This window comes from Roseburia sp. AF15-21, assembly GCF_003479505.1.
Taxonomy (GTDB): domain Bacteria; phylum Bacillota; class Clostridia; order Lachnospirales; family Lachnospiraceae; genus Roseburia_C; species Roseburia_C amylophila.
Genome location: NZ_QUHG01000009.1, coordinates 80,472 through 94,615 on the forward strand (window position 1 = coordinate 80,472; position 14,144 = coordinate 94,615).

At 40.2% G+C, this 14,144-nt stretch carries 12 protein-coding genes; all 12 read left to right on the top strand.

Features of this window, described 5'->3' with window-relative positions; translation table 11 throughout:
* The first annotated feature begins 1 nt into the window (after window position 1).
* Window positions 2-946, top strand: coding sequence for a GTP-binding protein (locus DWW33_RS12155; protein WP_118639605.1), 945 nt, complete (start codon window positions 2-4; stop codon window positions 944-946).
* 442 nt (window positions 947-1,388) lie between these two features.
* Window positions 1,389-2,606, top strand: a complete 1,218-nt coding sequence (locus tag DWW33_RS12160; RefSeq protein ID WP_118639606.1) for an aspartate aminotransferase family protein — start codon at window positions 1,389-1,391, stop codon at window positions 2,604-2,606.
* Between the two features lie 160 nt (window positions 2,607-2,766).
* Window positions 2,767-3,372, top strand: coding sequence for a cytidylate kinase-like family protein (locus tag DWW33_RS12165; protein WP_022243674.1), 606 nt, complete (start codon window positions 2,767-2,769; stop codon window positions 3,370-3,372).
* A 12-nt stretch (window positions 3,373-3,384) separates the two neighbouring features.
* A complete protein-coding gene (locus tag DWW33_RS12170; RefSeq protein WP_118639607.1) occupies window positions 3,385-4,908 on the top strand; it encodes an APC family permease in 1,524 nt (507 codons plus the stop codon).
* 86 nt (window positions 4,909-4,994) lie between these two features.
* A complete protein-coding gene (locus DWW33_RS12175; RefSeq protein WP_118639608.1) occupies window positions 4,995-6,179 on the top strand; it encodes an iron-containing alcohol dehydrogenase in 1,185 nt (394 codons plus the stop codon).
* A gap of 109 nt (window positions 6,180-6,288) precedes the next feature.
* The gene (locus DWW33_RS12180; protein ID WP_118639609.1) at window positions 6,289-6,852 is read left to right on the top strand and encodes a helix-turn-helix domain-containing protein; all 564 of its coding nucleotides are present in this window, start codon (window positions 6,289-6,291) and stop codon (window positions 6,850-6,852) included.
* 872 nt (window positions 6,853-7,724) lie between these two features.
* Complete coding sequence (gene mgtE, locus DWW33_RS12190) at window positions 7,725-9,116, top strand: magnesium transporter (RefSeq protein WP_117697221.1); 1,392 nt, start codon at window positions 7,725-7,727, stop codon at window positions 9,114-9,116.
* Window positions 9,117-9,148: 32 nt separating this feature from the next.
* Window positions 9,149-9,856, top strand: a complete 708-nt coding sequence (locus DWW33_RS12195; protein ID WP_118639611.1) for a YjjG family noncanonical pyrimidine nucleotidase — start codon at window positions 9,149-9,151, stop codon at window positions 9,854-9,856.
* Window positions 9,857-9,885: 29 nt separating this feature from the next.
* A complete protein-coding gene (locus tag DWW33_RS12200) occupies window positions 9,886-10,827 on the top strand; it encodes a helix-turn-helix domain-containing protein (protein WP_158577492.1) in 942 nt (313 codons plus the stop codon).
* Between the two features lie 227 nt (window positions 10,828-11,054).
* The gene (locus tag DWW33_RS12205; RefSeq protein WP_118173104.1) at window positions 11,055-12,332 is read left to right on the top strand and encodes an ABC transporter substrate-binding protein; all 1,278 of its coding nucleotides are present in this window, start codon (window positions 11,055-11,057) and stop codon (window positions 12,330-12,332) included.
* Window positions 12,333-12,387: 55 nt separating this feature from the next.
* Window positions 12,388-13,275 carry a carbohydrate ABC transporter permease gene (locus DWW33_RS12210; RefSeq protein ID WP_118173103.1) on the top strand — a complete coding sequence of 296 codons (888 nt, stop codon included), beginning with the start codon at window positions 12,388-12,390 and terminating at the stop codon, window positions 13,273-13,275.
* A gap of 3 nt (window positions 13,276-13,278) precedes the next feature.
* The gene (locus DWW33_RS12215; protein ID WP_022243665.1) at window positions 13,279-14,136 is read left to right on the top strand and encodes a carbohydrate ABC transporter permease; all 858 of its coding nucleotides are present in this window, start codon (window positions 13,279-13,281) and stop codon (window positions 14,134-14,136) included.
* Window positions 14,137-14,144 lie beyond the last annotated feature (8 nt).

Here is a 14,144-nt window from a genome sequence, read left to right on the forward strand (position 1 = left end):
CATGGTAAAAATCGACTTAATTACCGGCTTTTTAGGTTCCGGTAAAACAACATTTATAAGAAAATACGCCCAGTATCTGATGGAACAGGGCATGAATATTGGAATATTAGAGAATGATTATGGCGCAGTAAATGTGGACATGATGCTGCTGCAGGATTTGATGGGAGATAACTGTGAGTTGGAAATGGTAGCCGGAGGCTGTGATAAGGACTGTCACAGAAGACGTTTTAAGACAAAGTTAATCGCCATGGGCATGTGCGGATATGACAGGGTGCTGGTGGAGCCATCCGGAATTTTTGATGTGGATGAATTCTTTGATGCATTGCGGGAAGAACCGCTGGATCAGTGGTATGAGATTGGAAATGTAATTGCAATCGTAGATGCCAAGCTGGAAAAAGAGCTGTCCGATGAGGCAGATTTTATTCTGGCATCAGAGGTGGCAGATGCAGGCTGCATTCTATTAAGCCATGCCGATGAAGCTACAGAAGAAGAAATGGATGCAACGGTTGCACACATCAACGAAGCCTTGGAGAAGATTCACTGTAAGAGAAGACTGGGAAAAGAGATTCTGCGTAAGAGTACACCGCAGCTTACTTCGGAAGATTTGCATCGGATTATGAGCAGTGGCTATGTAATGGAAAATTATGAGAAAATGGATCTGGAGGAACACTCCGGCTTCGAGTCACAGTATTTTATGAATGTACCTATGACGGCAGAAAGATTGCAGAAGGTCGCAAAAGAAATCTTAGAAGACAGCTCCTGCGGAGCAGTATTTCGGATTAAGGGATTTATAAAAGCAGAAGATAATTCCTGGATACAACTCAATGCTACCCACAACGGAGTGCGGATGGAACCGATTCAGGAAGGTCAGGAAGTCATTATTGTAATCGGAGAGCATTTGCGTCGGGAAAGAATTGATGCATATATCGGAGTAGAGAGTGTATAAAGACAAAACGATACTATAGTGTACGAATGAATAATACAAATGTACAATATAATACACAAAGTAACACAATATATTCTATTAATTCTAACGAACAGACTGAAAAAAGCAGAAAAAACAGGAAAATACAACTTTTTGTAAAAAAATATTGACAGAGCAAAAAAGACGTGATATTGTATAACTGTTCAAAATAATAGACAAACAAAAGCGAAGGCGCTTACCAATCGGTAAGTGCCTTTTTTACTTTACAGGAAATTGCTTTCCTGTAAAGTAAAAAACGCTCCGCGAGGATGCGCACTGCGGCGTATAAGGTAGATGTCGCAAGCGACCGACGCAGGCGCGAGAATGTGCCGAGGCACATTCTTTGTTCCGTCGATTGAACAAAACAAACCGGTTTAAAGAGAAAACAAAAAAGAGTAAAGAATATGTCAAGGAGGATTCAATTATGAAATTAAAAGACACAGGATTAAGCGTACAGGACATTAAAGATAAAGTAAATAAATATATGATTGAAACATATGAGCGTTTTGATTTTCTGGCTGAGACAGCAGAGGGCATGTACCTCTATGATGAGAAAGGAACACCATATCTTGACTTCTATGCAGGAATCGCTGTTAACAATGCAGGAAACCGTAACCCGAAGGTAGTAGCAGCAGTCAAAGATCAGGTAGATGATATCATGCATACCTTCAACTATCCATATACCATTCCACAGGCACTGTTAGCAGAAAAAGTTTGTAAGACCATTGGCATGGATAAAATTTTCTATCAGAACTCCGGAACAGAAGCAAACGAAGCAATGATTAAAATGGCCCGTAAATATGGAATTGAAAAATACGGTCCAAATAAATATCATATCGTAACTGCTAAAATGGGATTCCACGGAAGAACATTTGGAGCAATGTCAGCAACCGGTCAGCCGGGAAATGGCTGCCAGGTAGGATTCGGACCAATGACTTACGGATTCTCCTATGCACCATACAATGACCTGGAGGCATTTAAAAATGCATGTACCGAAAATACAATCGCAATTATGATTGAACCGGTACAGGGTGAAGGCGGAGTACATCCGGCAACCATGGAATTCATGAAAGGCTTAAGAGAGTTTTGTGATGAGAAAGGAATGCTCTTATTATTAGATGAGGTACAGACCGGATGGTGCAGAACCGGTGCGGTAATGTCCTATATGAATTATGGTGTAAAACCGGATATCGTATCCATGGCAAAAGGTCTTGGCGGCGGAATGCCAATCGGTGCAATCTGTGCAACGGAAGAGGTCGCTAAAGCATTTACTCCTGGTTCCCATGGAACAACCTTTGGTGGACATCCAATCAGCTGTGCAGCAGCTTTAGCTGAGGTAGGAGAGCTCTTAGACAATGACTTAGCCGGAAATGCAAAGAAAATGGGAGACTATTTCTCAGCAAAATTAGAAAAATTACCACATGTAAAAGAAGTAAGACATCAGGGCTTATTAGTTGGTGTAGAATTTGATGATACCATTTCCGGTGTAGATGTAAAACATGGCTGCTTAGACAGAAAGCTTCTGATTACAGCCATTGGTGCACATGTCATTCGTATGGTGCCGCCACTTATCGTATCCGCAGAAGACTGCGACAAGGCATATGCAATCATTGAAGAAACGGTAAAATCACTGGAAAAGTAAGAAATTTAGGAATCCGTGTCCTTCAAACCGGGCACCGGAAGAATAACAGAAAGATAAAAATAAGAAATAGAAAAGACGAGGATGTCACAGAAAATAAGTGCGCCCTCGTCTTTTTTATGCAGAAAAAACGCATGTATATACATTAAGGAAGGGAAGCAAAATGGAACATCTTGTTATTACAATAGGATGCGAATATGGCGCAAAAGGAAATCAGATTGGGAAAAAGGTTGCACAGGATTTGGGCATCAAGTTTTATGACCGTGAAACGGTAGATGAGATTATCAAAGAAGTAGGAATTCCCAAAGATATTATGGAAAAGGTAGAAGAAGGAGTGACCATTGCCGGTAAAGGAGCAGAAGGTGATGTCAGGGGTTCTTTCTCCAAATATGCTGATTTGACAGAACGTGCAATTCACGTCCAGAAAACAATTATTCGAAAACTCGCAGCAAGAGAGTCCTGTGTGATTATAGGACGTTCTGCTGATTATATTTTAAAAGAACAGAAACCAATATTACGCATTTTCATTTATGCACCGGATGAAATCCGGATAAAGAATGTAATGGAAAGCCACAATCTTTCGGCAGATGATGCAAAATTGCTGATTGTGGAAAAAGATAAACGTTATCACAAAAGACATATGGCACTGACCGGAAGCAATCGTGGAGACAGACATAACAGGGATATGCTGATTAACAGTGATTTGCTGGGTGTGGATGGAACTGCACAGTTGATTGAAGAAGTAGCCGGAAAAGTATTTCAGGAATAGGAGGTAGTAAATATGGAACAGAAGAAAACAGAATTCAATAAAGTATTTAATGCCTGGGATATTCTTGTCATTGCATTTGGTGCCATGATTGGATGGGGCTGGGTCGTATCCTCCGGTGGCTGGATTCAGAAAGGCGGAGTTCTTGGAGCAGCTATTGGATTTGTTCTTGGTGGAATCATGATATTCTTTGTGGGATTGACTTATGCAGAACTTACAGCAGCCATGCCACAGTGTGGTGGTGAGCATGTGTTCAGTTACCGGGCAATGGGCTCAAATGGTTCCTTTATCTGTACATGGGCAATCGTCCTGGGATATGTCGGAGTTACCTGCTTTGAAGCATGTGCATTTCCAACGATTCTGACCTATCTCTGGCCGGGATTTTTAAAGGGATATCTTTATACGGTAGCTGGATTTGATATCTATGCTTCCTGGCTGATTGTAGCAATTATCGTTGCATTTTTAATTATGATAATAAACATTTTTGGAGCCAAAACAGCAGCTATTTTACAGACCATTCTTACTATTATCATTGGTGGAGCAGGGATTTTGTTGATTGTTGCATCCGTCATCAATGGAAGTGTGGATAATCTTAACGGACAGATGTTTGCCGGCACATCAACCGGAGGTGGAATCAAGGCAGTGCTTAGTGTTGCGGTGTTATCTCCATTTTATTTTATCGGATTTGATGTTATCCCGCAGGCGGCAGAGGAAATCAATGTTCCACCGAAGAAAATTGGAAAAATGCTGATATTATCTGTTGTACTGGCAGTACTGTTTTACTCACTGGTTATCATTGCAGTAGGTCTGGTATTAAAGCCAGATGCCATTGCAGCATCACAGACAGGAACCGGTCTTGTAACCGCAGATGCCATGGCAGTAGCGTTCAAAACATCGGTTATGGCAAAAGTAATTATTGTTGGTGGAATGTGCGGAATCATTACTTCCTGGAACTCCTTTATGATTGGTGGTTCCCGTGCTTTATATTCCATGGCAGAATCCTATATGATTCCAAGAACTTTTGCAAAACTTCATCCAAAGCATAAGACCCCGTTAAATGCATTAATCCTGATGGGAATTCTTACGATGTTAGCACCGTTTGCGGGACGTGTCATGATGGTATGGATTTGTGATGCAGGTAACTTTGGATGTTGTCTTGCCTATTGTATGGTATCCATTTCATTTCTGATTTTAAGAAAGAAAGAACCGGATATGCCTCGTCCGTATAAAGTGCCTGGTTATAAATTTGTGGGTGTAATGGCAGTCTTAATGTCAGGATTTATGGTATGCATGTACTGCATTCCGGGAACCGGCGGCAGCCTGATTCTTCCGGAGTGGTTGATGGTTGGAGCCTGGAGCTTGCTTGGAGTTGTATTCTTTGTAATCTGTAAAAAGAAATACAAAGAGTCCTTTGGCAGTCTGGTACAGCTTATTTCAGATGAAGATGCAGCAACATTGATGCCGGAGGCAGATGATGTGGAGCTGGATCAGGTAATCGATGTGGCAATCGACCGTGTATTGGCGCGGATGGCAGGATAATGGAATGTATAGAGTGAAGAAAGCAGAATATAGAAAAGTCGAGTAGTAAGTTCTGAAAATACCGACAGAAAATGAGAGGAAAAGCTATGAACGAATTTAATTTTTCAGTACCACAGAATATTATCGTAGGAAGAGGCTCTATGGCAAAACTTCCGGAAGTTGCAAAAAGAATGGGTGGAAAGCATGCGTTTATCATATCCGGACCGCATCTTAAGAAGATGGGACTGGTGGAGAAAGCTGCAGAATCTTTAAGAGCCGAAGGAATTTTGGTGGATGACTTTACGGATATCGAAGGAAATCCTTCCGTTACAACCGTGGAAGCAGCGACAGAAGCATTTCAGGCTTCCAGGGCAGACTTTATCGTAGCTTTTGGCGGCGGTTCTCCGATGGATGTAGCAAAGGCAGTCGGTGTAGTAGCAAAATACGGTGGAAGCATTACCGAATACGAAGGGGCACATAAAGTGCCGGGCAAAATTATTCCATTGGTGGCACTACCGACTACAGCAGGAACCGGTTCTGAGGTAACAGCATTTTCTGTAATTACTGACCACAGCAGAGACTATAAACTGACGGTATTTTCTTATGAACTGCTGCCGGCATATGCTATTCTGGACGCAGACCTGATTACAACGGCACCAGCCAGTGTGGCGGCAGCCTGCGGAATTGATGCATTTATCCATGCAGAAGAGGCGTATATTTCAACTGCGGCTTCTCCGTTTTCCGACGCCATGGCAGAAAAAGCAATGGAGCTCATCGGAGAAAATATCCGGAGATTTGTGGCAAACCGCACCGATGTGGAGGCGGCAGAGGCAATGATGGTAGGCTCACTGTTTGCTGGAATTGCATTTTCTTTTGCAAGACTTGGAAATGTACATGCCATGAGCCATCCGGTCAGTGCATTTTTTGATGTGCCACACGGAGTTGCCAATGCAGTATTGCTTCCGGTAGTAGCGGAGTATAATGCCTTAGCTGACCATGGAAGGTATTATAAAATTTATAACTACATCAGTGAAATTCCGGCCTATGAAGATGAATTTGAACCGATGATGTTAGTGGATGCCATCCGTTCCTTATGCAAAGCCATCGGAATTCCGGCAAATCTTACGGAAGCCATCAATCAGGCAGGCAAAACAGGAAGCATCAGCCGGGAGACCATCGAAGAGAAAATAGAAGCAATGGCAGCAGATGCCATGAAGAGCGGCAATATTGCAGTGAATCCACGGTCATCCCGTCAGTGTGATATAGAAATGTTATACCGCAAGGCATTGTAAAACAGATATCTTTATCAAAAACATCGGTTAATATCATAAAAATTTGGTGCGAAAAGTTTGATGTAAAAAATTTGAAGTGGAAGTTTCAAATGGAAAGAGAGGAAAATGTATGGATTACCTGTCACACAATGTATCGGAAAATTTAAAGAGACTGCGTCAGTCCAAGGGAATGAGTCTTGATCAGGTGGCAGAGCAGACCGGTGTAAGTAAGAGTATGCTGGCACAGATTGAAAAGGGAACGGCAAATCCATCATTGGGTGTGCTTGGAAAGATTACAAGCGGACTGCGGATTGAATTTCAGACTTTGATTGAAGCTCCCCGTGTGGATTTCTGTCTGGTGAAGCCGGAAGAAATGATTCCAACCAAGGAACTGGAGGGACAGTATAAGGTCTTTACCTGCTTTCCATTTGAGGACTCCCAGTCCGTAGAAATCTACCGGATTGACGTAGAGCCGGGCGGTGTATACACCAGTGGAAGCCACGGCGAGCGGACGAGAGAATATATTACGGTAATCGACGGCACGCTGACCATAGAATGCCATGACCACAGCCAGAAGGTGGAAAAGAGCCAGGTCTACAAATTTGAAACAGACCAGCCGCACATTTACCGGAATGAAGGAAGTGGGAGAGCAAGCTGTATGTGCTTTTTCTTAGACTATACAAATATTCGATAAATATAGCAGGCAATTGCGAAAGAGAGATAGATTTTGCACGGAAAATATTACGTTGATTCACAGAGGATTATCTTTATCCGATATGAAATGCCAACAGTTCTTAGAATGCGGGGTTTTCTTGCTTGTAAACTGTCTTTCCGCTTGCTTTGTCAGAATCGCTGCACTGTCCGTCGAGAGCAGATGCCACATAAAGCCTGCAAGGGGCACTGAGAATTTCGATATAATTATAATTTCATCTGGCAACCGGCACAAATTCACATCCATGTTCAATTGCACCTCGCTGGTACATCCCTGTACCAGCGTTGCCTGTTGCCAGACGAAATTCCCAGTGCCCCTAACAGCCCTTATCAGGCATCTGTACTTCGACGAACCGTGCAGTTATTCTGACAAATATTGGAAAGACTGTTTTTATAACAAAAAGAACCCCCCGCATTTTAGAACTGTGGTATTTCGTAGCGAAAGAAAATCCACTGCGAATCAACGTAATATTATTGTGGCAACTCTTCTCAATCCTTCATTCACAATTGCCTGGAATATTTATGGAAGAAATAGAATAAAAATATATATTTTACAAAGGTTATACAAATATCAGACAAAGCAAAACTTGACTTGATTCATTCCGAGGATTAGAATGGAAAAAGAGAATGAATCAGGAGGTGAAATACATGGACAGTTGCGATAGTACTGGGCGAAGTAGTATCTGCGGTGGCAGACAGAAGATGATTTTGGCGCAATTGGCCATGGATTTCAGGTAAGAATCCATATAGGACAATTGCTCTTTTTACGCTGGAAATGCGATATGTGTTTCCTGTAATTGTGCGGGTATCATCGGGACTGCTGCCGCAGGAAAATGATATAAGGAGGCAGAAGCAGTGGACGAGAAATTAAAAGAGCAGAATTATGTAGAAGAGTTAATAGAGATAATCCGCAGTACAAAGAGTAATGAGGAATTGCGGGATAAATTATCCGATTATCATGAAAATGATATTGCGGATGCATTTGTGCGTCTGGATGAAGAAGAACGAAAGAGATTATACCCAATTCTGGGAGCGGAACAGGTTGCGGAAATCTTTACTTATATTGATGACCCGGATTTATATCTGAATGAATTGGATCTGGATAAAGCGGCACGGGTTATTTCCTACATGGACTCCGATGATGCGGTAGATGTCTTAGACGAACTGGATGATTCCAAGCAGGCACAGCTGGTAGAGTTGCTGGATGAAGAATCCAGTCATGACATTAAGATGATTCAGTCCTATGAGGATGACGAAATTGGTAGCAAGATGACTACGAACTTCATTGTGATTAAGAATGATCTTACCATCCGGCAGGCTATGCGGGAGCTGATTCGTCAGGCGGGAGAAAATGATAACATTTTGACAGTTTATGTTACTGATGAAGCAGGCAAATTCTATGGAGCCATCGATTTAAAGGACTTAATCATTGCCCGTGAAAATAATGCACTGGAAGATATCATCAGCACATCCTATCCGTATTTGCGTGATCATGAACAGATTAGTGAATGTATTGAGCGAATGAAGGACTATGCAGAGGACTCCATTCCGGTACTGGATGAAAATGATGAAATCTTAGGTGTTATCACATCTCAGGATATCGTAGAAGTTGTGGATGATGAGATGGGTGATGACTACGCAAAGTTAGCAGGTCTGACCGCCGAAGAAGATTTACAGGAAACGCTGATAGAGAGTATGAAGAAACGTCTGCCATGGCTGATTATCTTGCTGGTACTTGGCATGGGCGTATCTTCTGTAGTTGGAATTTTTGAGACCGTTGTAGCCGTAATTCCAATTGTCATGTGTTTCCAGTCGCTGATACTTGACATGGCAGGAAATGTCGGAACACAGTCGCTGGCTGTAACCATTCGTGTACTGGTAGATGAAAATCTTACATCAAAACAGAAGCGTCATCTGGTAGGAAAGGAAATGCGTGTTGGATTTATGAACGGACTTTTTCTGGGGATACTGGCATTTTCCTTTATCGGATTATATGTCTGGCTGTTAAAGAATAATCCGGTGATTCATGCGTTTATTATTTCAGGATGCGTGGGTCTTGCACTGATGATAGCAATGGTAATATCAAGCCTTGTGGGAACATTGATTCCAATGCTTTTTCATAAGATTAAGATTGATCCGGCAGTGGCATCCGGTCCATTGATTACCACAATTAATGACCTGGTAGCAGTAGTAACCTATTATGGATTAGTCTGGCTGCTGTTGATAGATGTATTGCATTTTGCATAGCATAAAACCTTAGGATGATGAGGAAATAAAGGATGAATAAAATCCAGAATATAAAAGTCCTTTTTTGGGATATTGATAATACACTGCTTGATTTTGATGCCGGAGCAGAAGATTCCATGAAACAGGCATTTGCGGATTTTGGAATGGAATTCAAACCGGAAATGTTTGATGTTTTTCAGAAAGAAAATCATATCCTCTGGGACAAAATTGAAAAGGGTGAATTATCAAGGGAAGACCTTCCCTATGTCCGCTGGCAGATTATATTAAAACGGCTGGGATTAAAAGCCGATGGTGTGGCAATGGAGCATGTGTTCCGAAGCTATCTTCATAATAGTGCAGTGCCGGTGAGCGGTGCATTGGAAACATTGGAAGCTTTAGCAGGAAAATACATATTCTGTGCAGCAAGCAACGGACCGTATGAGCAGCAGCTAAACCGCCTGGAACGAGGCGGCATGCGTAAATATTTTACACATTGCTTTGTTTCGGAAAAGGTTGGCGTAGAGAAACCGAGCCTTCGTTTTTTTGAAAAATGTATGGAAGAATTGCCTGGAATTGAACCGGAAGAATGCCTGATGATAGGTGATTCCCTGACAGCAGATATTGCAGGAGGGCATGCTGCAGGACTTAAAACCTGTTGGTATCATCCGGAAGATGCCATAACCAACGAAAAATTAAGAGAGTTAGAGCAGCAGGCAGATTACAGAGTAGAAAAATTGGTGGATTTGACAAAAAAATTATAGCTTGGATGGGAGAGATTAACAGGAGAAAAATGGAAGACAAGAAAGAAATTATAAAAATCAAAGAACCCATATCAACTGCAAATAAGTTTCACTCTTCGGAGCTTTTTTATATTGAAGAGGCAAAATTACCGTTCTCAGCAGGAATTTATACTTTAGCGGGGTGTGCGATGCACTGGCATCATTCATGGGAAATTTTGTGCCAGTTAGAGGGTGAAGCATATGTAAGATTTGGTGGGGAGAAGATTATTTCAAGACCAGGCGACATCACGGTCATTTCTGGGGAAGAACCACATGAAACGGAAAAAATTACAAAGCGACATAAAATATTGTTGTTACAGTTTCAAATGGAACCTGTTTTACCCTATTTTTCTGTGGCAAAGGAATATCAACACATTCCAAGTATATTATTAGATCCATTTCGAAAAGTTGGACATTTTAATTTGAGAAGTAAAAAAGTAGAATCCATTATGTGGAAAATAGAGGGAGAATATAAAAAGAAGATTTTGGGATATGAGATTCGGATACCTGCGTATATTATGGAACTAATGGTATACTTTATGCGAAATGATTATATTTGTGCCAGAAGACCTGCGACAGAAGTTATGATAGCCTTGGAAAAAATCAGACCTGCGTTGTCTTACATAGAAGAAAATTATCAAAATCATATAGAGTTACAAAATGTAGCAGAATTGTGTTGCATGAGTATGTATACATTTTGCAGAGTGTTTAAACAGGCAACAGATTATACATTTGTAGAGTATTTAAATCATATCCGATTAAAATCTGCAGAAAAATTATTGCTTTCCACAAAACTCCCCATCAGTGAAGTGGCATATGAATCTGGTTTCTCGGGATTGAGCTATTTTAACCGGAAGTTTAAGGAAGTATATTCTATGGGACCAAGCAGATACCGTAAAATAAGTGGAAATGAAGAATTAAACTGTGAGGGTTATCATCATTCCAGAATTTAAAATATAGTAGTATATAAAGGAGACGAAATATACAAAATGTGATTAGTATATTTCGTCTTTTTTTTATTAAAAATGTCTCGCGCAAAATAGTGCAAAAATAAAGCAAGAATGAAATTGAATCATGAATATAAAATCGTTATATTTAAACTACAAAAAGCAAGGAGAATAAAGTAAAAGGCGCCAGGGGAGAAGAACAAAAAAGTATTAGTGTAAAAGGAGGAAAAAGAATGAAGAGATTAGTTGCAGTACTGTTGTGTATGACAATGGCAGTATCAATTACAGCTTGTGGTAACTCTGAAACAGAAAATAACAAAGTAGCAGGAACAGAAGCCGGAGATAAACCGGAAAGCATTAGCGTTATTTGTACAACCGACGAAGAAGGACTTTATGAGTATGCTGGAAAGAAGTACGAAGAAATGTATGGTGTAAAAGTGAATCTGATTTGTCAGTCCTATGATAGTACACACGAAAAAATTACTACAACATGGACCGGTGGAGGCGATGCGGATGTTTGCTATGTAGATATTCCATGGGTTGCAGAATTTGAAAGTAAGGGAGTAACCATAGACTTAAGTGAATATATGGATGAAGATGTAAAAAACAGTTTGATTGAGAGTTCGTTAAATCAGATGATTTATAATGGAAAAACAGAAGCAATTCCGTTTGCAAATGGTGGAAAATGGATGTTTTATAATAAGCAGATGTTAGCGGATGCTGGATATGAGGAGCCACCAAAAACATGGGATGAATTAAAAGAAATGTCTCAGGATATGATGGATAAAGGCATTTGCAAGTATGGTATTGCGTGGGGAGCATCCCAGGCAGAAGGTTTGATTTGTGATTTGACAACCATGATTTACAGTTTTGGCGGAACATGGCAGAAAGAAGATGGCTCATTTGACATCAACAGTGAAAGTGCAAATAATGCAGTACAGTTTATGTATGATTCGATGCAGGATGGATGGGCAGATCCAGCATCAATTACCTACACGGACAGAGATTGCCTGGATCCATTCATGGCAGGAGATACAGCATTTGTTATGAATTGGGCTTATGTGTATGGATATGCAAATAATCCAGAAAATTCTACTGTTGCAGGAAATGTAGATGTATGTTTAATGCCTGGAACTGATAAAGCAGAAAGTGCTTCAGTAACTGGTGGCGGTGGCTTCGGAGTATTATCTACCTCAAAATATCCGGAGTATGCATATAAATATATTGAGTTATTTACTAGTGAGGATATTCAGAAATATGCATATGAGAATTATAATGTACTGCCGACAATTGATGCATTATATAAAGATGAGAATCTGGTGACTGAACATGAAGAGCTGGCTAAGTTTTATCCGCAGTTTGCAACAGCTCATCCAAGACCTCAGCTTGCTGATTATAGTGAGTGGTCTAATACAGTACAACCATTATTTTCGGCAGCGCTGTCAGGTTCAACTTCAATAGAGGATGCACTAAATCAGGCAGAAGAAGTATCAGAAAGTTTTGTGAATTAAATAGAGAATGGCAGGTAGGTAAACTGCCTGCCATTTTTAATATGAGGGTAAGAATATGAAGAGGAAGAATAAATCAAGTATATCACAAGCACGAACTGCTTATGGGATGATTACTCCTGCCATGCTGATTATCATGGGATTAGGATTATTTCCTGTTTTGTTTACATTGTGGTTCAGCTTAAATGATGTAAATCCAGGTAGTCTTGCAACGAAATTTGTTGGATTAAAGAATTATGCAGAAGTTATGAGTACCCATGCATTTTGGAATTCTTTAAAAATTACTTTATATTTTTCAGTTGTATCAGTGATAATTCAGATTATATTGGGAACACTTACAGCATTATTGCTGAATCAAAATTTTAAGGGAAGAGGCTTTGTGCGTGGAATTATTCTGATTCCATGGGCAGTGCCAACGATTGTAAATGCAAATTTGTGGAAATGGATTTTTAATGCGAACGCAGGAATTTTGAATAAAGTATTATTAAAATTACATTTGATAGATGAAAATATAGTCTGGCTTGGAAGTGGTAAGCTTGCAATTAATATGATTATATTATCAGATACATGGAAGATGCTTCCACTTGTTATCATTATGCTGCTTGCAGGACTTCAGACCGTGTCTAATGATGCAAAGGAGGCATCAATTATAGACGGGGCAAATGCATGGCAGAGATTTAAAGTAGTGTATTTTCCTGCATTAAAGCCAATGTATATAGTGGTTCTTGTTTTGCGTACAATTCAGACGATTCGAGTTTTTGATATTGTATATTCGTTGACGTCAGGTGGACCAAATGACAGTACACAGGTAGTAAGCTTTTATGCGTATCATGAAATCTTTGATTACTTACATTATGGTAAAGGTTCGGCAATATGCGTAATTATAGCAGTTGTTATATTGTTATTGAGCCTTCTTTACCTGAAAGCAGGAAAAACGGAGGATTAAGATATGAATCGAACGGTAAAGAGAAGAATAGGAAGGATATTATTATATTTGGCAGTGATATTATTGGTTCTTTGGACGCTATTGCCAATTATCTGGATGTTTATATCCAGTATCATATCAGAAAATGAATTGTTAAGTAGTGACAAAATACTGCCTACATCAATTACCTGGGAACGATACAAAATGTTATTGTGGGATAAAAATCCAACAAAACAAGTTGAAGTATTCCGAATGGCAATAAAAAACAGTTGCATTGTTGCGGGTACAACAACAGTAATTAGTCTTGTATTAGGTGCAGTGGCGTCCTATGCGTTTGCAAGATTACGCTTTCGAATGAAAAAACCAATGTTATTTGGAGTAATGTTTTTTCAGTTGCTACCACCAATTGCATTGGTAATACCGTATTATATCATGATTAGCCGGATGGGGCTGCTGGATCATTTGGGAACATTAATATTAATTAATACAAATGCAGTTCTTGCCTATGTAATCTGGGTCTTGAACGGATATTTTAAATCGGTTCCATTTGAACTTGAAGAAGCAGGACGGGTAGATGGTTGTAGTTGGAATCAGGTGTTTTGGAAAATTATTATGCCAACAGCATTACCGGGGTATGTTGCAGTAGGTGTTCTTGCATTCCTTATGGCATGGGATGAATTTCTGTACGCATTAATTTTTACTACATCAAAAACTTCGAAGACATTAACGGTTGCGGTATCAGAGTTTGGAACAAAGTATGGAATTGATTATGGAATGATGATGACTGCAGGATTGCTGGCTACAGTTGTACCAATGGTATTAGCACTAATTTTCCAAAGATATATTGTAGGAGGATTAACGGCAGGAGCGGTTAAGGGTTAAGAAAAAGG

What these genes read in the sequence shown, in the direction of transcription:
- DWW33_RS12155 (WP_118639605.1), top strand. Translation starts at nt 2, where the DNA reads ATGGTAAAAATCGACTTAATTACCGGCTTTTTAGGTTCCGGTAAAACA.
- DWW33_RS12160 (WP_118639606.1), top strand. Translation starts at nt 1,389, where the DNA reads ATGAAATTAAAAGACACAGGATTAAGCGTACAGGACATTAAAGATAAA.
- DWW33_RS12165 (WP_022243674.1), top strand. Translation starts at nt 2,767, where the DNA reads ATGGAACATCTTGTTATTACAATAGGATGCGAATATGGCGCAAAAGGA.
- DWW33_RS12170 (WP_118639607.1), top strand. Translation starts at nt 3,385, where the DNA reads ATGGAACAGAAGAAAACAGAATTCAATAAAGTATTTAATGCCTGGGAT.
- DWW33_RS12175 (WP_118639608.1), top strand. Translation starts at nt 4,995, where the DNA reads ATGAACGAATTTAATTTTTCAGTACCACAGAATATTATCGTAGGAAGA.
- DWW33_RS12180 (WP_118639609.1), top strand. Translation starts at nt 6,289, where the DNA reads ATGGATTACCTGTCACACAATGTATCGGAAAATTTAAAGAGACTGCGT.
- DWW33_RS12195 (WP_118639611.1), top strand. Translation starts at nt 9,149, where the DNA reads ATGAATAAAATCCAGAATATAAAAGTCCTTTTTTGGGATATTGATAAT.
- DWW33_RS12200 (WP_158577492.1), top strand. Translation starts at nt 9,886, where the DNA reads ATGGAAGACAAGAAAGAAATTATAAAAATCAAAGAACCCATATCAACT.
- DWW33_RS12205 (WP_118173104.1), top strand. Translation starts at nt 11,055, where the DNA reads ATGAAGAGATTAGTTGCAGTACTGTTGTGTATGACAATGGCAGTATCA.
- DWW33_RS12210 (WP_118173103.1), top strand. Translation starts at nt 12,388, where the DNA reads ATGAAGAGGAAGAATAAATCAAGTATATCACAAGCACGAACTGCTTAT.
- DWW33_RS12215 (WP_022243665.1), top strand. Translation starts at nt 13,279, where the DNA reads ATGAATCGAACGGTAAAGAGAAGAATAGGAAGGATATTATTATATTTG.